At 70.2% G+C, this 19,725-nt stretch carries 16 protein-coding genes and 1 pseudogene; 8 read left to right on the forward strand and 9 right to left on the reverse strand.

The window, feature by feature from the left end:
• The 4 genes from JHN45_RS30830 to JHN45_RS30845 form a co-directional block, all read right to left on the reverse strand.
• A partial coding sequence (locus JHN45_RS30830; protein ID WP_236584301.1) for a universal stress protein occupies window positions 1-409 on the reverse strand: 409 nt, incomplete at its 3' end.
• 16 nt (window positions 410-425) lie between these two features.
• A complete protein-coding gene (locus tag JHN45_RS30835; protein ID WP_201051946.1) occupies window positions 426-1,676 on the reverse strand; it encodes an arsenic transporter in 1,251 nt (416 codons plus the stop codon).
• A 70-nt stretch (window positions 1,677-1,746) separates the two neighbouring features.
• Complete coding sequence (locus JHN45_RS30840) at window positions 1,747-2,454, reverse strand: DUF4232 domain-containing protein (RefSeq protein WP_201051903.1); 708 nt, start codon at window positions 2,452-2,454, stop codon at window positions 1,747-1,749.
• Between the two features lie 124 nt (window positions 2,455-2,578).
• Window positions 2,579-3,952 carry a serine/threonine-protein kinase gene (locus tag JHN45_RS30845; RefSeq protein ID WP_201051905.1) on the reverse strand — a complete coding sequence of 458 codons (1,374 nt, stop codon included), beginning with the start codon at window positions 3,950-3,952 and terminating at the stop codon, window positions 2,579-2,581.
• Between the two features lie 46 nt (window positions 3,953-3,998).
• Between JHN45_RS30845 and JHN45_RS30850 the strand changes: the two genes are divergently transcribed.
• Window positions 3,999-4,550: an RNA polymerase sigma factor gene (locus JHN45_RS30850; protein ID WP_200709909.1), complete on the forward strand. Its 552-nt coding sequence runs from the start codon at window positions 3,999-4,001 to the stop codon at window positions 4,548-4,550.
• A gap of 3 nt (window positions 4,551-4,553) precedes the next feature.
• On the opposite strand, the gene JHN45_RS30855 is transcribed toward JHN45_RS30850, so the two are convergent.
• On the reverse strand, window positions 4,554-6,929 hold the full coding sequence (locus JHN45_RS30855; protein ID WP_201051907.1) for a SpoIIE family protein phosphatase: 2,376 nt from the start codon (window positions 6,927-6,929) through the stop codon (window positions 4,554-4,556).
• 256 nt (window positions 6,930-7,185) lie between these two features.
• On the opposite strand from JHN45_RS30855, the gene JHN45_RS30860 reads away from it, so the two are divergent.
• From JHN45_RS30860 to JHN45_RS30870, 3 genes are all read left to right on the forward strand, one after another.
• On the forward strand, window positions 7,186-10,284 hold the full coding sequence (locus JHN45_RS30860; RefSeq protein ID WP_201051909.1) for a glycoside hydrolase family 2 TIM barrel-domain containing protein: 3,099 nt from the start codon (window positions 7,186-7,188) through the stop codon (window positions 10,282-10,284).
• A 160-nt stretch (window positions 10,285-10,444) separates the two neighbouring features.
• The gene (locus JHN45_RS30865) at window positions 10,445-12,688 is read left to right on the forward strand and encodes a glycoside hydrolase family 9 protein (RefSeq protein WP_201051911.1); all 2,244 of its coding nucleotides are present in this window, start codon (window positions 10,445-10,447) and stop codon (window positions 12,686-12,688) included.
• A 7-nt stretch (window positions 12,689-12,695) separates the two neighbouring features.
• Window positions 12,696-13,151, forward strand: a complete 456-nt coding sequence (locus tag JHN45_RS30870; protein WP_201051913.1) for a hypothetical protein — start codon at window positions 12,696-12,698, stop codon at window positions 13,149-13,151.
• A gap of 7 nt (window positions 13,152-13,158) precedes the next feature.
• Here JHN45_RS30870 and JHN45_RS30875 read toward each other — a convergent pair whose 3' ends face one another.
• Window positions 13,159-14,634, reverse strand: coding sequence for a cytochrome bc complex cytochrome b subunit (locus JHN45_RS30875; RefSeq protein ID WP_201051915.1), 1,476 nt, complete (start codon window positions 14,632-14,634; stop codon window positions 13,159-13,161).
• Window positions 14,631-15,554: an RNA polymerase sigma factor SigJ gene (sigJ, locus tag JHN45_RS30880; RefSeq protein WP_201051917.1), complete on the reverse strand. Its 924-nt coding sequence runs from the start codon at window positions 15,552-15,554 to the stop codon at window positions 14,631-14,633. The genes JHN45_RS30875 and sigJ overlap by 4 nt, the downstream gene beginning before the upstream one ends.
• 187 nt (window positions 15,555-15,741) lie before the next feature.
• Between sigJ and JHN45_RS30885 the strand changes: the two genes are divergently transcribed.
• Window positions 15,742-16,353: a hemerythrin domain-containing protein gene (locus JHN45_RS30885; protein WP_201051919.1), complete on the forward strand. Its 612-nt coding sequence runs from the start codon at window positions 15,742-15,744 to the stop codon at window positions 16,351-16,353.
• 68 nt (window positions 16,354-16,421) lie between these two features.
• On the opposite strand, the gene JHN45_RS30890 is transcribed toward JHN45_RS30885, so the two are convergent.
• Both JHN45_RS30890 and JHN45_RS30895 read right to left on the reverse strand, forming a co-directional pair.
• Window positions 16,422-17,111 (reverse strand): 2OG-Fe(II) oxygenase, encoded by a 690-nt coding sequence (locus JHN45_RS30890; RefSeq protein ID WP_201051920.1) that lies wholly within the window; start codon window positions 17,109-17,111, stop codon window positions 16,422-16,424.
• 14 nt (window positions 17,112-17,125) lie between these two features.
• Window positions 17,126-17,623 (reverse strand): methylated-DNA--[protein]-cysteine S-methyltransferase, encoded by a 498-nt coding sequence (locus JHN45_RS30895; protein ID WP_201051922.1) that lies wholly within the window; start codon window positions 17,621-17,623, stop codon window positions 17,126-17,128.
• A gap of 137 nt (window positions 17,624-17,760) precedes the next feature.
• On the opposite strand from JHN45_RS30895, the gene JHN45_RS30900 reads away from it, so the two are divergent.
• The 3 genes and pseudogenes from JHN45_RS30900 (at window position 17,761) to JHN45_RS30905 (ending at window position 19,723) form a co-directional block, all read left to right on the forward strand.
• Complete coding sequence (locus JHN45_RS30900) at window positions 17,761-18,006, forward strand: hypothetical protein (protein ID WP_019068554.1); 246 nt, start codon at window positions 17,761-17,763, stop codon at window positions 18,004-18,006.
• 3 nt (window positions 18,007-18,009) lie between these two features.
• A pseudogene (locus JHN45_RS54790) lies at window positions 18,010-18,111 on the forward strand (toxin Doc); the annotation flags it as partial.
• Window positions 18,112-18,292: 181 nt separating this feature from the next.
• Window positions 18,293-19,723, forward strand: a complete 1,431-nt coding sequence (locus JHN45_RS30905; RefSeq protein WP_307783233.1) for a site-specific integrase — start codon at window positions 18,293-18,295, stop codon at window positions 19,721-19,723.
• Window positions 19,724-19,725 lie beyond the last annotated feature (2 nt).

A 19,725-nucleotide genomic window follows, 5' to 3' on the forward strand; every position in this document is an offset into this window, starting at 1 on the left:
GGGCGTTCGCCGGGCTGCTCGGGCGGGGTGGTCCGGCGCGTGATCCCGGGACCCGGTTGGAGGATCTGGGCAGTACGTCGGCGGCGGAGCTGCTGGACGCGGCGGCCACCACCTCCCGCTCCACCCGCCCGGCCCGCTCCACCCGTTCGCACGGCCGCCCCAGCCGCGCGGCCGCCGCGTCCAGCAGCTCCGCCGCCGACGTACTGCCCAGATCCTCCAACCGGGTCCCGGGATCACGCGCCGGACCACCCCGCCCGAGCAGCCCGGCGAACGCCCCGTGCGCCAGCCCGGGCACGTCCGGCCCGCTGACATGCAGCAGCACCACCTCGGCATCCTCCGGCGCATGCGTCCGTACGGCGTCCACACAGGCGGGCCAGGTGCCCTCGACCAGCCAGGCGATCACACGCATTCGGTCTCCCTCGGTGTCAGAGAACCTGGAGCGACACCCACAGTGCCACCGTCGCGGGAACGAGCGCCGACGGCACGGCGAGCAGCCCCAGCTTCGTGAACTCCTTGAGATCCACGCCGTGTTCGTGCTGATGCACGATCCGCCGCCACAGCAGCGTCGCGAGCGACCCGGCGTAGGTCAGGTTCGGCCCGATGTTCACCCCGAGCAGCACGGCGAGCACGGCCCCGGGCCCGGACTGCGCGGTCAGCGGCAGCAGCACCAGCACGGCCGGCAGGTTGTTGATGAGATTCGCCAGTACGGCGGCCAGCGCGGCGATCCCGAGCAGGGCCGCGATCCCGGTCCCGCCGGGCAGCACGTGCCCGAGCGCGTCGGAGAGCCCGTTGTCGACCACCGCCCGCACCACGATCCCGAGCGCCAGCACGAACGCCAGGAACGAGGGTGCGGCGGCCCGTACGACCGCCAGCGGTGTCGCCTGCCGTCGTAGGAGCCCCCGGCCGGCCATGACGAGCGCCCCCGCGAAGGCGGCCCACGCCGGGTCGATGCCGATCGCCGAGGTCAGCACGAACCCGGCGAGGGTGCAGGCGACGGTCGCCAGCGCGAACACCGGCAGCTCGGGCGTGTCGCCGGAGGTCGGCGAGGGCGCGGCCGCCGCCAGGTCACGGGCGAAGAACTTGCGGAACACCAGGTACTCGGCGCCGATCGCCACCAGCCACGGCAGCGCCATCAGCCCGGCGAACCGGGTGAAGCTCAGACCGCTCGCCGCGAACGCGAGGAGGTTCGTGAGATTGGAGACCGGCAGGAGCAGCGACGCCGTGTTCGACAGGTGTGTGCACGCGTAGACGTGCGGTTTGGGCCTGACGCCCATCCGGGACGCCGTCGCGAACACGACCGGCGTCAGCAGCACGATGGTGGCGTCCAGACTCAGTACGGCCGTGATCGCGGAGGCCAGCGCGAACACCGCCGTCAGCAGCCGGCCCGGGCTGCCCTTCGCCCACTCGGCCATCCACGCCCCGCAGGCCCGGAACAGGCCCTCCACATCGCAGAAGTGGGCGAGCACCAGCACCGCGGCCAGGAACCCGACCACCGGGCCGAGCTGCTCGGCCTCCGCCCGCGCGTGGTCGAGCGAGATCGCCCCGGTGGCCACGGCGATCCCGGCGGCGGGGACCGCCATCACCGCCTCGGGCCACCCGAAGGGACGGACGACGGCCCACACGAGGACGGCGACGAGCAGGACGACGGACAGGGTTTCGGCGAGCGGGGTGTTCAGGGGACGGTCCTCCGGGACGCGGGCAGTGGTGCCCGCCCCATGTAACCAGGCTCCGGTGCCGAGCCCGCGCTCAGGCGCCCGTGCCCGCGCTGAACACCGTCAGCCGCACCGAGGACGAGTTGCCGGACACGGGCACCGCGCCGTTCGTCCACGTCACCTTCAGCGGGTCCTTCTCGTCGGGCGGGGTCACCACCAGCGTGGTGGGGGTGGCCGTCTTCGCGCCGCTGATCTCGGGGTTGGAGAAGGTCAGGCCCGCCCAGGCGCTCTGGCCCGGCTTCAGCGTGACGGTGGTGGCGGTGCTGCTCGTCTCGCGCACCGGGTTCGGGCCCAGCTGGGTGCCGGACGCGTTCACGAACGCGGCGCCGGGAAAACCGCGGACCGTGCAGGTACGGCCGGACATGTTGGTGAGGATGATCGGGAAGTTCTCCTGCCCGGCGCCCGGATCGTTGTCGCCCACGTTCGCCCGCAGCTCGGAGGTGTGGCACCGGCTGCTGCTCGCGGTGGAGGTGTTGGAACCCGTGGAGGAGGACGTGGAGGTGGAGGAACCCGACGAGTTCGAGTCGGTTCCGGTGGCGGTGTCGGAGCCGCTCGACGAGGAGACCGCCGTGCCGGACCCGTCGGCCGAGGGGTCGCCGCCGGCGGGCGCGGCCGTACCCGACTGGGTCTGCGGACTGCTCACCGTGCCGCTTCCGTCGCCGCAGGCCGTCGTCAGGCCCAGTACGGCGACCGCGCTCACGAGCAGGGCCGCCCGGCGCAGGGACTGGGACGTGTTCGCCATCTTCAACACTCCTGGTGGTTCACCCCACAGCGCCTCGCGCGCTGTCACAGGGATCCGATGCGCGTGCGCGCCGAAAGGTTCGCGGAATCGACGACTTCTTAACGACAGTGACTACGACAGTGGATCAGGTGACGCGGAGCGAGCGCAGTATCCGCGAGGTCGCGTCGCCGCTGTGCTGCCGTATCTGGACGTACACCTGCGGCTGCGCGGCGCCGCCCACCATGCGCAGCGCGGTCTCCGAGAGGGTGCCGGTGCCGCCCGAGCAGTCGCTCCAGGTGCGGGTCGTGCCGCGCCAGGTGGCGCTGGAGTAGGCGTGGCTGCCGTCGTAGTGGCAGCCGGAGTGGGCGATGGCGTCCACCTTGGTCGCCACGCTGCCGTGCTCGCTCAGGCCGACGAACACGCCGTTCACGTCCGCCGAGAGGTCCGGCCACTTCGCCAGGTCGTCGGCGACGGCCAGCCCCGGTTCCTGCCCGGCCGTCAGTCCGATCGAGTGCGGATCCCAGCCCGAGTCGCGCAGCTGACGGCCCCACGAGCTCGGCACCTCGACCACCACCCGCCCGGTGCTGTCCTTGACCGTCAGTACCGAACTCCCGGACGGCGACGACAGGTTCATCACCGCGACGCCCGTCCCGGCGGCCACGACGACGAACAGCCCCGCCATCATCGCGACCCCCCGGTGGCGGCCGCGCGGTCTGTGCACAGGGGCGGCCTCGGCGGCCAGCCGCTCCAGCTCCTCCGCGAACGCCCGCGCCGTGGGCCAGCGCCGCTCCCGGTCCGGCTCCAGCGCCCGCAGCAGGGCCCGCTGCACCTCGGGGGAGAGATCGGGCCGCAGCCGGTCCGGCCGTACGACCTGACCGGGCGCCCCCGGAACCGTGCCGGTGATCATCTCGTAGCCGAGCGCGCCCAGGCTGTACACGTCGGCCCGCTCGTCGATGCCCGACCCGGCCTGTGCCTGCTCCGGCGGCTGGTAGCCCGCCGAACCCGCGGCCAGGGTGAGACCCGAGGCCTGCGCCAGGCTCTTCGCCAGGCCCAGGTCGGCGAGCAGGACCCGCGCGGTGCCGTCCGGGGCGGTGCGCAGCAGCACATTGGTCGGCTTGATGTCCCGGTGCACGATCCCCGCCTCGTGCAGCGCGGCGGCGCCCCGGGCGGCCAGCGCGGTCAGCCGCAGCACCTCGGGCACGGGCAGCGGACCGGCGGCGAGCAGATCGGCGTAGGTGCCGGCGTCGGCGTACTCCATCACGAAGTACGGCCGTCCGTCGGGGAGTTCACCGATGTCGTAGACCTGCACCACCCGGTTCGAACCGGCCCTGCGCAGCAGCCGGGCCTCGGAGAGGAAGCGCTCGCGGATGTCCATGCGGTGCGCCCAGTTGTCGGCGAGGACCTTCACGGCGACCGGGGCTTCGAGCTCGTCGTCGTGCGCGAGCCAGACCGTGCCGAACGCGCCGCTGCCCAGGCGGCGTTCAAGGCGGTAGCGGCCGATCTGTTCGACGTAGTGCATGGGACTATCATGCCTGCTCGGAGATCGAGGCGGAGGAGTGGATCCAGTGCACGACATGGCGCCGACCGAGGAGCTGGCCAGGCGCGCGGCAGCCGGTGACACGGCCGCACTCGACGCGCTGCTCAGGACGATCCAGCCCGACGTGGTGAGGCGCTGCGGACGGTTTCTGCCCTGCCGCGAGGACGCCGAGGAGGCCGCGCAGGACGTACTGCTGCAAGTCGCCCGGAAGATCGGCACGTTCGAGGGCCGCAGTCTCTTCAGCACCTGGCTGTACACGGTCGTCGCCAACGGCGCCCGGCAGAAGTACCGCGAGCTGAAGCGGCGGGCCGCCGAGCAGCCGGCCGTGATCGACGTCTCCCAGCACGTCGACCCGCGCACCACCAGTGTGATCGCCGGATCGAAGATCGACCTCCTGGAGGCGATCGAACGCCTTGAGCGGGAGTCCCCGCACCTGGTCGAGCCGCTGGTGTACCGGGACATCTGCAAGTTGGAGTACGCCGAGATCGCCGAGCGCCTGGGCATCCCGCTCGGCACCCTCAAGTCGAGGCTGCACGAGGCCCGCCGCCAGGTCAGGCCCTGGCTGACCGACCTGTCCTGACGCTCAGGCCTCGTCGAACAGCGACAGCTCCGCCCAGATCGTCTTGCCGTCGGCCGTGTGCCGGCTGCCCCAGCGCTGGGTGAGCTGGGCGACCAGCAGCAGCCCGCGTCCACCCTCGTCCCAGGTCTTCGCACGGCGCAGATGCGGGGCCGTGTGGTTGGTGTCGGAGACCTCGCAGATAAGCGTGGCCGCGTCATGGATGAGCCGGAGCCGGATGGGGTGCGCGCCGTAGCGGATGGCGTTGGTGACCAGCTCGCTCACCACCAGCTCGGCGGTGAACCCGGCCTCGCTCATGTTCCAGGTGTCGAGCTGCTCGACGACCTGCTTGCGGATCGGGGCGACCAGTGACGGGTCGGCCGGGATGTCCCAGGTGGAGACCTGCTCGGCGGGCAGACCTTGCGTGCGGGCCAGCAGCAGCGCGACGTCGTCGGCGGCACCGCCCGGCGGGAGTACGGCGTGCAGGATCCGGTCGCAGGTCTCGTCCAGCGAGTCCGAGGGGGCGTACAGCGCGTCGAACAGCAGCCGGTGACTGTGGTCGAGGTCCCGGTCGCGGTTCTCGACCAGCCCGTCCGTGTACAGCGCGAGCACGGTGCCCTCGGGCAGCTCGAACTCGGCCGACTCGAAAGGCAGTCCGCCCAGGCCGAGCGGCGGTCCCGCGGGCAGGTCGATGTGCTCGGGCGGGCCGCCGGGCCGGATCATGAGCGGCGGCGGATGCCCGGCGCGGGCCAGCGTGCAGCGCCGGGACACCGGGTCGTACACCGCGTACAGACAGGTCGCGCCGACCTCACCCGGGCTGCCCTCGCCGCCGGCCTCCGCGGACAGCCGTACGACCAGGTCGTCCAGGTGGGTCAGCAGCTCGTCCGGGGCCAGGTCGATGTCGGCGAGGGTGCGGACGGCCGTGCGCAGCCGGCCCATGGTGGCGGAGGCCTGGATGCCGTGGCCGACGACGTCCCCGACGACCATGGCGACCCGCATCCCGGACAGCGGGATCACGTCGAACCAGTCGCCGCCGACCCCGGCACGCGCCGCCGGCAGATAGCGCGAGGCGGCCTCCAGAGCGGCGGTGCGTGGCAGTTTGCGGGGGAGCAGGCTGCGCTGGAGGGCCAGCGCGGTCTCGCGTTCGCGGGAGAAGCGGCGGGCGTTGTCGATGCAGACCGCGGCGCGGGCGGTGACCTCCTCGGCCAGCAGCACGTCGTCCTCGGTGAACGGGTCGATGCGCCGATACCTGGTCAGGACCGCCACGCCGAGGGTGACGCCCCGGGCCTGGATCGGTACCGCCATCGAGGAGTGGATGCCGTACTCCTGGACGCGCCTGGTGCGGGTCCTGTCCCAGGCCAGCCAGAGTTCGAGGGCCCGGTCCGAGGCCACCAGGGTGCGGCCCGCGACCAGCGCGTCGGCCTGCGGGGACTGGGCGGGGTACAGGTCCGACTGGCCCGGCTTGGCGACGGCCTCGGGGCTGCCCTGCTGCACCGAGGCGTGCGCGGCCCGGCGCAGCCGCACCGGCGCGACGATCGCCGTCGGGAGTTCACCGCCGTGCTCCTGCGGGTCCAGCAGGTCGATGCTGACGAAGTCGGCCAGGGCGGGCACGCAGACATCCGCCAGCTCCTGGGCCGTACGGGTGACGTCGAGGGTGGTGCCGATGCGGACACTCGCCTCGTTGACGAGCTGCAGCCGCTCGCGCGCGAGGTAGTTCTCGGTGAAGTCGTGCGCGGCCAGACAGACGCCCCGCACCCGTCCCTCGGTGTCGGTGATCGGCGCCATCCGGGCCAGCCAGGCGTGCGCGGCGTCCTCGCCGCCGGTGCGCATGTAGATCTGGAAGTCCTGGGCGGTGCCGGAGGTGAGCACGCGCAGCATGTACTGCTCCAGCTCCGAGCTCTGCGTCTTGCCGCCGATCTCGGTGATCCGCAGACCCTGGATGCGCTCCTCGGGCAGACCGATCACCTCGGCCATCGCGTCGTTGACCCGGCTCAGCCGCAGGTGCTCGTCGTAGACCGCGATGGCGCACGGCGACTGGGTGAGCGCGGCGGTCGCGAGGGGGTCCTCGTCGGCGCGCGGGCCGCCGCCCTCCAGCGGCGTCACGATCAGCCAGTCGCCCGGACCGCCGTCCCGGGGACGCCGGTGGTGGGCCAGCAGCCACACCGGCACGGCCCGGCCGTCCCGGTGCCAGAGCGTGACGGTGCCGTCCCAGCGGGCACTGGTGGGGACCGGGAGGGCCCCGGTGCCACCGGCCAGCAGCCGTACGGCCGGGCGGCCCACGACCTCGGTCGCGGTGTGGCCGAGGAGTCGCTGTGCCCCTTCGTTCCACTCCACCAGCGTGCCCGCGTCATCGATGACAACCCGCGCCGTCGCGGCATCGTCGAACGGGTAGACCGGTCTCATCGTCGCCACTCCATCGCGCGCACTCACAGTGAACAACCACGCCACTTGTGTTCCAGCCTAGTGCGTCACAGTCCCGCGCGGACTAGAACCCCCAGGCCCGGGAAGTTCGGCTGACAAGGGCGAAAACCGGCCGAAGCGGCGCACGGGACGGGTGGCCGCCCCCGCACCCTTGACGGCCCGACATGGCACCCCGTCAGAATCTGTTCGGTCACGATCAGTTGTGAGTACTTCTGGGCCCTGATGAGGGAGAGCCGCCATGACGGTCACTCGCAGATCGGTTTTGATCGCTTCTACGGCCGCGCCGACGGCCGTGTCACTCCTGGCCACCCCGGCCGCACGCGCCGCCGGCGCCACGGCGGGCGCGTCCGGCCGCCACACCGTCGCCCTGCGGGACGGCTGGCGCTTCGCGCTGGTCGACCCCGGCGGGATCACCGACCCGACCGGCGCCTATACGGACGCCGCCGCACCGGACTACGACGACTCCGCCTGGCGCGAGGTAGCGGTCCCGCACGACTGGAGCATCGAGCAGACCCCCACCACCGCGAACGGCACCACCAGCGGCACCGGCTTCTTCCCCGGCGGCCTCGGCTGGTACCGGATCGCCTTCACCCTGCCACCGGCCTTCGCGGGCAAGCGCATCTCCGTGGAGTTCGACGGCGTCTACATGGACTCCTACGTCTACTGCAACGGCACGCAGGTCGGCCAACACCCCTACGGGTACACGGGGTTCGCCTTCGACCTCACCGACCTGCTGCACACCGACGGCAGCACGGAGAACGTCGTCGCGGTCAAGGTGCAGAACCAACTGCCCAGCAGCCGCTGGTACTCGGGCAGCGGCATCTACCGCGAGGCCCGGCTCGTGCTCACCGAGCCGGTGCACGTCGAACGCTGGGGGACGTACGTCACGACGCCGGACATCACCGCCGAGCGGGCCGTCGTCCGGGTACAGACCTCCGTGCTGAACGAGTCGGGCACCGCGACCGAGGTCGAGATCGGGTCGCGGATCGTCGACCCCGGCGGCCGGACCGTGGCCCGCGCCACCTCTACGGTCGGTGTCTCCGACCGGAGTACCGAGACCCATGAACTCACCGTCCCCAAGCCCCAGTTGTGGGACATCGAGACCCCGGACCACCGCTACACCTTGGAGACCGAACTGCGCGTGAGCGGCAGGACCGTCGACACCTGCCGCACGACCTTCGGCATCCGCAGCTACCGCTTCGACCCCGACGAGGGCTTCTCCCTCAACGGAACCCCCGCCAAGATCAAGGGAGTCGACCTCCACCATGACCAGGGCGCCCTCGGCTCCGCGATCAGCCTCGACGCCGTGCGCAGGCAGTTGAGCATCATGAAGTCGATGGGCGTCAACGCCTTCCGCACCTCGCACAACCCGCCCTCGCCGCAAATCATCGCAGCCTGCGAGGAGTTGGGCATCGTGATGATGGTCGAGGCCTTCGACTGCTGGCACACCGGCAAGACGACCTACGACTACCACCGCTTCTTCGACACCTGGTGCGAGTCGGACGCCACCGAGATGGTCCGCGCCGCCCGCAACTCGCCCGCCGTGGTGCTCTGGTCCATCGGCAACGAGATCCCCGACTCGACCTCCACCGCCGGGCTGGCCATGGCCGACCGCATCATCGGCGCGATCAAGGCGGCGGACGACACCCGGCCGGTGGTCATCGGCTCGAACAAGTACCACGGGGTGCCCGCCAAGGGTTCCGCCGCCGACCTCATGCTCGCCAAGCTCGACGGACTCGGCCTCAACTACAACACCGCCAAGTCGGTCGACGCCCTGCACACGGCCTATCCGAACCTGTTCCTCTTCGAGTCGGAGTCCTCCTCGGAGACCTCGACACGCGGCGCCTACCAGGAGCCGGAGCACCTGAACACCGGCGAGAACCACACGCCCGGCAGGCGGGACACGTCCTCCTACGACAACAACCTGTCCTCCTGGACGATGAGCGGCGAATACGGCCACAAGAAGGACCGCGACCGGAAGTGGTTCGCGGGCCAGTTCCTGTGGTCCGGCATCGACTACATCGGGGAACCCACGCCGTACAACGTGTTCCCGGTCAAGGCGTCCTTCTTCGGCGCGGTCGACACGGCCGGCTTCCCGAAGGACATGTACCACCTCTTCCGCAGCCAGTGGACCGACGAGCCCATGGTCCATCTGGTGCCGATGACCTGGAACCACGAGCCGGGCGACACGGTCGAGGTCTGGGCCTACGCCAACGTCGACACCGTCGAGCTGTTCCTCAACGGAAAGTCCCTGGGGACGCGGACGTTCGACACCAAGAAGACCACCGACGGCCGCACCTACCTGGAGACCACCGAGGCCACCGGCGACGACAAGACCTTCACCACCGGCCCCTACCCGGGCAGTTACACCAGCCCCAACGGCAGCGCGGGCAAGCTCCACCTCGGCTGGAAAGTGCCGTACGAGCCGGGCGAGTTGAAGGCCGTGGCGAGCAGCGGCGGCAGGAGGGTCGCTACGGACGTGCTGCGCACCGCGGGTGCCGCGCATGCCGTGCGTCTCACGGCCGACCGCAAGTCCCTTGCCGCCGACGGGCGTTCACTGGTCTTCGTGACCGCGGACGTGGTCGACGCCCATGGTGTCGTGGTACCGGACGCCGAGGATCTGATCGCCTTCGAGGTGAAGGGCGGTTCCCTGGCCGGGCTGGACAACGGGCGGGAGGAGAGCGCCGAGCGCTACCAGGCGAGCACCCGAACCGCCTTCCACGGCAAGGCACTTGCGATCGTGCGGTCCGGGACACGGGCTGGCGCGCTGAAGGTGACGGCGCGGGCGGACGGACTGCGGACCGGCACGGTGACGGTCCGTACGACACCTGCCCGGGACGTGGCCGCGACACCGGCACCGCACTTCGCGGCCGACCTTCCGGCGCCCCCGAACTATCCTGCGGCGGACGCCAGTTACTCGGGCCGTCCCGACACCCTCCCGGCCGCCGTGCTCGACGGCGATCCGGCCACCGGCTGGTCCAACGCCTTCGCCAAGTCGGCCACGGCGCTGCTGCCCGCCTTCAGTGGCGCCCGCGAGAAGGACTGGGTGTCGGTGGACTGGGGGAGGGTACGGTCCTTCGACCGGGTGGAGGTGTCGTTCACCGTGGACGCGACGCACAGTCTGCCCGCGGCGGTCGCGGTCGCGGTGTGGGACGGCGGTGCGTGGGTGCCGGTCGAGGGGGCGGCCGTCGACTGGGCCACTGCCTCCGACAGTCCGAGCGTCGTCACCTTCGGCGCCGTGCGCGGCTCCCGGCTGCGGCTGACCTTGACGAGCAGCCGTCCCGGGGTGGCCCATGGGGCCGTGCGGATCAGCAAGTTGGAGGCGCCCGCCGGATAGCGGGTAGGTACTCGCTCACGGTCCGGACGGGAATCTGGCCTGTCCGGACCGTTGACGGGATGTCATGTCTCGAACAGCATGACCAGGGTCCCGTGCACCTGGGAGCGCTCCCATCGGGCGACTGGAGCGTGTCCCCGCCTCTCCGACGAGGAGCCCAGACGTGAAACGACGCAGAACCACCCTGCTCGCCGCCACGGCCCTCCTCGCGGCGGCCCTCACCGCCTTGCCGGCAAGCCCGGCCGGAGCCGACGAGGTCGAACAGGTCAGGAACGGCACCTTCGACACCACCACCGCACCCTGGTGGACGACGAGCAACGTCACCGCGGGCCTGTCCGACGGACAGCTCTGCGCGGACGTCCCCGGCGGTACGACCAACCGCTGGGACGCCGCCGTCGGCCAGAACGACATCACGCTGGTCAAGGGCGAGTCGTACAAGTTCGCCTTCACGGCGTCGGGTTCGCCGGCGGGGCACGTGGCGCGGGCGATCGTCGGGCTGTCCGTGTCGCCGTACGACACCTACTACGAGATCAGTCCCGAGCTGAGCGAGACGGGCAACTCGCTTGCCTACACGTTCACTTCGCCCGTCGACACCACTCAGGGGCAGGTCGCCTTCCAGCTCGGCGGGAGTGCGGACGGCTGGCACTTCTGTATGGACGACGTGTCGCTGCTGGGCGGTGTACCGCCGGAGGTGTACGAGCCGGACACCGGGCCGCGTGTGCGGGTGAACCAGGTCGCCTATCTGCCGGGCGGGCCGAAGAACGCGACGCTGGTGACCGCGTCGACGGCCGTGCTGCCCTGGGAGTTGAAGAGTGCCGCGGGTGCGGTGGTCGCGCACGGGCGGACCGTGCCGCGTGGCACCGACGTGGCGTCCGGGCAGAACGTGCAGTCCATCGACTTCGGTGCGTACCGGGGGCGCGGCGAGGGCTACACGCTGGTGGCCGACGGCGAGACGAGCCGGCCCTTCGACATCGGGACCGCCGCCTACGAGCGGCTGCGGCTCGACTCGTTGAAGTACTACTACACGCAGCGCAGCGGCATCGCGATCCGCGACGACCTGCGCCCCGGCTACGCCCGCCCCGCCGGTCACCTGGACGTCGCCCCCAACCAGGGCGACGCGAACGTACCCTGCCAACCCGGCCTGTGCGACTACACACTTGACGTCACCGGCGGCTGGTACGACGCGGGGGACCACGGCAAATACGTCATCAACGGCGGTATCTCCACCTGGGAGTTGCTGAGCACCTACGAACGCTCGCTGCTGGCCCGCACCGGACAGCCGGGCAAGCTGCGCGACGGGACGCTCGCCATCCCGGAGAGCGGCAACAAGGTCCCTGACGTGCTCGACGAGGCGCGCTGGGAGCTGGAGTTCCTGCTGAAGATGCAGGTGCCGGACGGGCAGCCGCTGGCGGGCATGGCCCACGACAAGGTCCACGACGAACAGTGGACGGGACTCCCACTGCTCCCGAGCCAGGACCCGCAGAAGCGCGAGTTGCACGCGCCGACCACGCAGGCGACGCTCAACCTGGCGGCCACGGCGGCGCAGGCGGCCCGCCTGTACCGGCCCTACGACCGGGAGTTCGCCGCGAAGGCACTGAAGGCGGCGCGGAAAGCCTGGGCGGCGGCGCTCGCCCACCCCGCGGTCTACCCGGACCCGAACGACGGCACCGGCGGCGGCGCCTACCCCGACGACAACGCCACCGACGAGTTCTACTGGGCGGCGGCCGAGCTGTATCTCACCACGGGGGAACGGCAGTTCGCCGACCACGTCGTCAACTCGCCCCTCAACACGGCCGACATCTTCGGCAGCCTCGGCTTCGACTGGGCACGGACGGCCGCCCTCGGCCGACTCGACCTCGCCACCGTCCCCAGCCGCCTGCCCGGCCGCGACAAGCTCCGCCGCTCGGTGATCGAGGGCGCGGACACCTACCTCGCCACGCTGCGGAGCGAGCCCTACGGCATGCCGTACGCGCCGCCCGGCAACCTCTACGACTGGGGCTCCAACAGCCAGATCCTCAACAACGCGCACGTCATCGCCACGGCGTACGACCTCACCGGCGCCGCGAAATACCGTGACGGCGCGCTCCAGAGCATGGACTACATCCTCGGCCGCAACGCCCTCAACATGTCGTACGTCACCGGCTACGGCGAGGCCAACTCCCACAACGAGCACAGCCGTTGGTACGCCCACGAACTCGACCCGAACCTCCCGAACCCACCGAACGGCACCCTGGCGGGCGGCCCCAACTCCTCCATCCAGGACCCCTACGCACAGAGCAAACTCACCGGCTGCGTCGGCCAGTTCTGCTATATCGACGACATCCAGTCGTGGTCGACGAACGAGACGGCGGTGAACTGGAACGCGGCGCTGGCCTGGATGGCCTCGTTCGCGGCGGATCAGGGATGATCTCCGGATGAGCAGATTCGCCGAGGTCGTGGTGCTGGCCATGTACGCACACGAAGTGATGGAACCGCTGACCCGGGACGATCCGGAGCGCACCTGGCGTGGCCGGTTCGTCCCGATCGAGAGCCAGTGGGGGACGTCGTTCGGCGCGGGCTGGGCCACCGAGTTCGAGCGCATGCGCCCACGGGAGGGGCTCCTGAAACATCTGGAGTCGCTCCCGTGGCCCTATCCGGAGAGCGTCCAGGTGCTGATCCACGACCAGGACGACGACTGCTTCGGCCTCTGGATGCTCCACGACGGAAAGCTCGTCGAAGTGACCCTCCCGCACACCCGCCGGTTCCACCACCCGGCCCCGCCCACAGAGGAGTTCCCGCCCGATCCGGGCTACCTTCTGCGGACGGACCAGGACCGCGAGCTGCCCGCGCAGACCCCGGAACACCTCCGGGATCCGCGGCCGGCCTGGTAGTCGGGCCTCAGGGCTCGCGTTCCATGAGTTCCCTCGGGCGTTTGTGCGCGGTCAGCGTGTGCAGTTCCGCCGGGTCCAGTGGCCGGTGGACCTCCACGTACTCACCGTGCGGCAGCCGCTTGATCACGCCTGTCTCGCGGCCGTGCAACACCAGGTCCGCGTCCCGGAGTTGGAGGCCCAGGCAGACGCGGCGGGTGATCACGAACGCGAGGACCGGGACGGCGAACACCGCCACCCGCACCATCCATGTCACCGTGTTGATCGACAGATGGAGGCGGGTCGCCACGATGTCGTTGCCGCCGCCCGCCAGGAGGATCAGGTAGAGGCTGATCCAGGCGACGCCGAGGCCCGTCCGGTTGGGGCGGTTGCGCGGGCGGTCCAGGAGATGGTGCTCGTGTCTGTCGCCCGTCCGCCAGGACTCCAGGAACGGGTACGCGCCGATGAGGACGAGGAGGAGGGGGAACACGACGATCGGGATCAGTACGCCCAGGACCAACGTGTGGCCCCACAGCGTGACTTCCCAGCCCGGCATCACACGGACCAGGCCCTCGGCGAAGCCCAGGTACCAGTCGGGCTGGGCGCCCGTGGAGACCTGGTCGGCGCGGTAGGGGCCGTAGGACCAGACGGGGTTGATGGACGCCACCGCCGCGAGGACGGTGAGCGCGCCGAAGACCAGGAAGAAGAAGCCGCCCGCCTTCGCCAGGTACACCGGCATGAACGGGGAGCCCACGACGTTGCGTTCGGTGCGGCCGGGGCCCGCGAACTGGGTGTGCTTGTGATAGACGACCAGGATGAGGTGGACGACCACGAGGGCCGCCATGACGCCTGGGATCAGCAGCACGTGCAGTGAGTAGAAGCGGGACACGATGTCGTGGCCGGGGTACTCGCCGCCGAACAGGAACATCGACAGATACGTGCCGACGACCGGGACCGAGAGCAGCGCGCCGTCCACGAAGCGCATGCCCGTGCCCGACAGCAGGTCGTCCGGGAGCGAGTAGCCGAAGAGTCCCTCGAACAGGCCGAGGAACAACAGGGTCCAGCCGAACAGCCAGTTGAGCTCGCGCGGCTTGCGGAACGAGCCCGTGAAGAAGTGCCGCATCATGTGCGTCAGCATCGCGGCGATGAACACCAGCGCCGCCCAGTGGTGCAGTTGACGGACCAGCAGCCCGCCGCGCACGTCGAAGCTGATGTGCAGCGTCGACGCGTAGGCGTCGGACATCCGGATGCCGTTCAGGGGGACGTAACTCCCGTGGTACGTCACCTCGTTCATGGACGGGTGGAAGAACAGGGTGAGGTACACGCCGGTGAGGATCAGCACCACGAAGCTGTAGAGGCAGATCTCGCCGAGCAGGAACGACCAGTGGTCCGGGAACACCTTGCGCAAGTACTGCTTGCCGAGCGCGTAGATCCCGAGGCGGCCGTCGAACCAGTCGGCGACGCGCTCGCCCCGCGAGGACTCGGAAGCGCCGGAAGGGGTGGTCACCGGTCCTCCTCCTCGTCCTTGTGGACGTGCGTGAGCTTCTCCGGGTTGGTCACGATGTAGACCCCGGACACCTGGTCGCCCTCGGGCGTGAGGTCCATGACCATCACCGCGTACGGCGCGTCGCCCTCGAACAGCACGGCCGCGTCGTCGCCGTTGACCCGCCGGAAGCGCAGGTCCAGATCCTGCGGACGGCGCCTGCCCGCGAAGGAGTTGATGAGGCGGACCGCCTTGTCCCGGCCGTGCACCGGGCGCAGTCCCGCCGGTTTCCGGTTGCCCCCGCTGTCCGTCCAGACCGTGACGTCCGGCGCGAGGATCTCCATCAGCGAGGCGATGTCCCCGCCGATCGCGGCCCGCACGAACCGTTCCGTCGCCTCCCGGCGCACCCGGGGATGCGCCTCGTACAACGGCCGCCGCGCGTGCACATGCGCCCGCGCCCGGTGCGCGAGCTGCCGTACGGCGGCCGGGGTGCGCTCGATGATGTCCGCGATCTCGGTGTGGGCGTACCCGAACACCTCGTTGAGGACGAAGACCGCCCGCTCCAGCGGGCTCAGCGACTCCAGGACGACGAGCATGGCCAGCGAGACGGACTCGGCGCGCAGCGCGGGGTCGACGGGGTCGTCGGCCGGGCCGAGCAGGGGTTCCGGCAGCCACGGGCCGACGTAGGTCTCGCGGCGACGGTTGATCGTGGCGCGCCGCTGCAGCGCGTGGTTGACGGCGATCCGGACGAGATAGGCGCGCCGGTTGGTGATGGTGTCGAGCGGGGAACGGCGGGCGCGCGCCGTCCAGGAAAGCCAGGTCTCCTGCAGGACGTCGTCGGTGTCGGCGACGCTCCCCAGCATGTTGTAGACGAGGCTGAACAACAGCTCCCGATGGTCCATGAAGTCATCGGTCGCCTCTTCCGTGACAGCGATCTCGGACATACCCGCGCCTCCCCAGTGCGTGCTCACTACTGCGAGGGGTGCCGGGGGCCGGAATGTGACAGCCGAGAGGGCGAATGTGACGTACGTCTCTGCGCATCGACGCCGTGTCACACCTGTCGGCCGCTCCGGCCTCTTGACCGCGAGGAGCGCTGCCCGTGTCCGGGCCCGAACTGGAGGAAGCCGCACGATGACTATCGACTTCACGCCCATGTACGCCTCCCACGACGCCTTCCGGCGCGACCTGGAACGGCTCGCCGGAGCGGTCACGGTCGGCACGGCGCACACCGCCCCGGTCCTCGCCGGGTGGGAGAACTTCAAGCACCAGCTCCACGTCCACCACACCGCCGAGGACAGCGACCTGTGGCCGCGGGTCCGGACGCGGGTCGGAGGGCGTTCGCGGGACCTCGGGATGCTGGACGAGATGGAGGCCGAACACGCCCGTATCGACCCGCTGTTGGCCGCGGTGGACGCTGCGCTGGCTGACCGGGCCTTTGAACTCCCTGATCTGGTACGGGCGTTGCGGGCGACCCTTGATGATCACCTCAAGCATGAGGAGGACAGTGCGCTGCCGTTGATGGGGGAGGTGTTGACCGATGCGGACTGGGCCGCCTTCACCGGGCGGCTGCGGGAGACGCAGGGGCTGCGTGGTGCTGCGGTGTTCGTGCCGTGGCTTGTGGACGGGGTGTCGGCGGGGGATCGGGCAAGGTTCCTGGGGGCGTTTCCGCCGCCGGTGCGGGTGCTCAACCGGGTGTTCTGGGAGGGGAGTTATCGGAGGCGGGGGCTTTGGGTCGTTCGGTAGGCGCGGGTCGGTGGGGGCTGGTCGCGCAGTTCCCCGCGCCCCTAAAACCGCTTGCCCTGCCGGAGACTTCAGGCGGCGTCGTGGAACACCAAGCCCAACGCATGCCGCCTGCCGGACCGTACCGTGCTCACCCCATGGCGCATCGCCCCCGCCGACCACCCGCGCTTCGACCGTACCGGGCGGTCCCTCGTGGTGAAGACCAGGCCGTGGCCCTGCCGCAGTGGGGTCGCGGTGCCGCGGGACTGGGCCCGGGGTCGCTGTTCGACCATCAGGAACTCGCCGCCCGTGTAGTCGGTGCCGTACTCGTCGAGGCCGATGACCACTTGGAGCGGGAAGACCAACTCGCCGAACACATCGCGGTGCAGGGCGTTCCAGTCGCCCTCGCCGTAGCGGAGCAGGATCTGCGCCGAGCGGTCCTGCCCGGACTCGTGACAGCGTGCCAGCCAGTCGTCCAGGTCGTCCGGCCAGGGGGCCGGGCGACCCAGGCGGGCCGCCCAGTCACGGGCGATCGGCAGCAGACGCGGATAGAGCGCGGCGCGCAACGCGGCCACCGGTGTGGGCAGATCGTGGGTGAAGTAGCGGTACTCGCCGGAGCCGAAGCGATGCCGGGCCATGTCCACGGTGGTGCGGAACAGTTCCGGCTTCTCGTACAGCGCGGACAGGTCGTGGCACTCGGCGGGCGTCAGCAGCCGTGCGGTCTCCGCGCTGCCGTACAGGTCCAACTCCTCCGCCAGTGCAGGCCAGTTGGTGCGGTCCATGAGTGCTTCCTCCCTCAGCCGAGCATCGGTTGCAGCGCGCCCTCGTGCGTCAGCAGCCGCACCTTGCGCTCGACACCGCCGGCGTACCCCCGCATCGAGCCGTCCGCGCCGATCACCCGATGGCACGGGCGCACCACCAGCAGCGGGTTGGCGCCGATCGCCGCGCCCACCGCCCGGATCTCGGCGCGCGGCACCCCCAGCCGCTCGGCGAGCGCGCCGTAGGTAGTCGTGGTGCCGTAGGGAATCTCGTCGAGGGCGCGCCACACCCGCTGCTGGAACTCCGTTCCCTCGGCGGCGAACGGGAGTCGGAAGCGGGTGAGGCGGCCGGCGAAGTACGCGGAGAGCTGCTGGGCCGCCTCGGCGAAGACCGGGTTGTCGCGGTGCTCGTCGGGGCGGTCGCCCGGGCGGTCCGGGAGCCGCAGGGAGGTGAGTGTCGTACCGTCGGGCGACTGTTCGCCGGTGAGGAGCAGCTCGCCGAGTGGGCTGTCGAGGCGTGTGCGGATGGTGTTCATACGGTCGAGTCTGCTCCGGGACGGCGGTCGGGTCCGGCGGTATTCGGACGTGGTGCTGGGGTCTGCCCGGTACCGTCGGACGTGCCTCCTGACCTGGCGGTATTTACGGGTGAGTACCCGAGCGGTACCGTGAGGTCATGCCAGCTCTCAACGTGGAGTTCAGCGATCGCGAGCTAGAGGACCTGCGGCAGATCGCCAAGGAGCGCGGTACGTCGATGAAGGCCCTCGTCCGGGAGGCCGCCGCCGCCGACATCGCCCGGCACCGGGCGCTGCAGGAGGGGGCCGAGGCCTTCCGCCGTTTCTTCGCGACGCACGCCGACGAGTTCGCCGCGGCCTTCCCCGAGGACGAACCGGCGGCCAAGGGCGAGGGGCGGGTCGCCTGACGCATGCCCGCCATCCACATCGACGTGCCGTGGCTCCTCCAGCGCCATGAGGAAGTCCTCCCGGACCAGCCCACCATCAACGACTTCTCGGCGTTGGTGGCGGCTTCCCTATTGAATGAGCGTGTTGAAGCTCATCAAGAGGGGTGCTGGCAGAGTGAGTTGGCGAGTGTTCTGGGTGCCGCGGGACGCGGTTCGGTGCGGGGTGCGGGGGTCGTTGCTGGACGGGTGGACCGACCTGCCAGCGCGGGAGGACGCAGTACGAGTTCGACCCGGGGACCCCGTCTTCTTGTCGCCTGACTACCAGGTCGACGCATTTCTAAGCCTCTACGGGCAGTCAAATAAGTTCCGCAGATACACAAAAGAAACGCGACGCAACTATGCGACGGATATCGCGCTTCTCTTGACTTTCTTGTGGAATCGAGGGCGGACGTGGACCGAGGCGACCCAGCGGGACCTTGAAGATTACGAGCACTGGCGACGCTTTGCCGAGATGAATCCCGAGCGAATTGGCGGCTCCAAGTGGAACCGGGAACTTGCCGCGTATACGAGCCTGTTTGGATGGGCTGCCAGGGAACGGCATTTGATAGGCAATCCGGTTGCCATGAAGCAGGTCCTGGGCCGCAACGGCGAGGTCTTGACGGTCGCCACGGCGAAGGCGAAGGACGCCCGGCCAAGTAACGTGCACTGGCTGACGCCTCGGACGTGGCGACGTTGGATCGATGTCGGGTTGCGGGGGCACGGCCGCGACGGCGTCCCAGAGCCTGGCTGGGTGGGCCGTTTGGAGGACCGGAATACGGCTTTCGTTCGCATGATGGTGTCTTCCGGTCTGAGAAGGGCGGAAGGCGGGTCGCTGCTGACGTTCGATGTCCCGCAGCGGCGGCTGACGGGCGGGCGGTACTACCGCGGGAGGATCGCGGCGCAGGTGACGCGGTCGAAGAAGCTGCGGACGTTCTATGTTTCTGCAGACGCCATTGGGGATGTCGAGTCCTACATTGACTCCTCACGGGCGTGGGCGGTGAGGCGGGCCCAGAGGGTCGACCGCTACGTGCAACTGCCCGAGATGCGGCTCGTCACCGAGGTCACCCGTGGGCTGAAGCCGGTGGTGCGCTGGTGCGACCAGGACGGAGTGTTAGGCCAGCGGGCGCTGGACGAGTTGACGGTCGAAGAACGGATGCTTCTGTTCACCGAGGGGCCGCACGGGCCCGAGCCGCTGTGGTTGTGGCTCAACGAGCAAGGTCTGCCCCTCCATCCGCACTCGTGGGACGGCGTCTTCCGGACCGCCAACCAGCGCTGCGAGCGAGTGTTGACCCCGCCAAAGAGACTGGGCATGGATCCGCACAAGGTCTACGCCCCCTACGCAACCGTGCATTCGGCGCGGCATTCGATGGCTCTGTTCATGCTGGTGGTACTCAACACGCTGATGGATCGGCGTTACGGCCTCACTCCGGAGGAACGCAGAGACTTCCGGCTGCTCTACGGGGATCCATGGTTCATGGTCCAGAACTTGTTGGGGCATGCCTCCCGGGAGACCACGGTGGACCGATATCTCGCGCCAGTAGCGGACCTGCAACTGCGCTCGATGCTCGCCGACGCCGACAGCCCAGTCCAGGTCCCGATGCCCGAGCTGGACGGGGTGTTTGCTCGCATTGCCCGGGAGTCCGAGGGTATCCAGGACATCGACGCGCGCATGGAACCGACCGCAGGCGGTGCCGAGTGAGC

Origin of the sequence: Streptomyces sp. MBT53 (genome assembly GCF_016654115.1) — a bacterium.
Taxonomy (GTDB): Bacteria; Actinomycetota; Actinomycetes; order Streptomycetales; family Streptomycetaceae; genus Streptomyces.

Coding starts and splice junctions, on each gene's coding strand:
- JHN45_RS30855 (WP_201051907.1), bottom strand. CDS start 6,929: ATGAGACCGGTCTACCCGTTCGACGATGCCGCGACGGCGCGGGTTGTC.
- JHN45_RS30895 (WP_201051922.1), bottom strand. CDS start 17,623: ATGAACACCATCCGCACACGCCTCGACAGCCCACTCGGCGAGCTGCTC.
- JHN45_RS30860 (WP_201051909.1), top strand. CDS start 7,186: ATGACGGTCACTCGCAGATCGGTTTTGATCGCTTCTACGGCCGCGCCG.
- JHN45_RS30900 (WP_019068554.1), top strand. CDS start 17,761: ATGCCAGCTCTCAACGTGGAGTTCAGCGATCGCGAGCTAGAGGACCTG.
- sigJ (WP_201051917.1), bottom strand. CDS start 15,554: ATGTCCGAGATCGCTGTCACGGAAGAGGCGACCGATGACTTCATGGAC.
- JHN45_RS30885 (WP_201051919.1), top strand. CDS start 15,742: ATGACTATCGACTTCACGCCCATGTACGCCTCCCACGACGCCTTCCGG.
- JHN45_RS30840 (WP_201051903.1), bottom strand. CDS start 2,454: ATGGCGAACACGTCCCAGTCCCTGCGCCGGGCGGCCCTGCTCGTGAGC.
- JHN45_RS30870 (WP_201051913.1), top strand. CDS start 12,696: ATGAGCAGATTCGCCGAGGTCGTGGTGCTGGCCATGTACGCACACGAA.
- JHN45_RS30890 (WP_201051920.1), bottom strand. CDS start 17,111: ATGGACCGCACCAACTGGCCTGCACTGGCGGAGGAGTTGGACCTGTAC.
- JHN45_RS30845 (WP_201051905.1), bottom strand. CDS start 3,952: ATGCACTACGTCGAACAGATCGGCCGCTACCGCCTTGAACGCCGCCTG.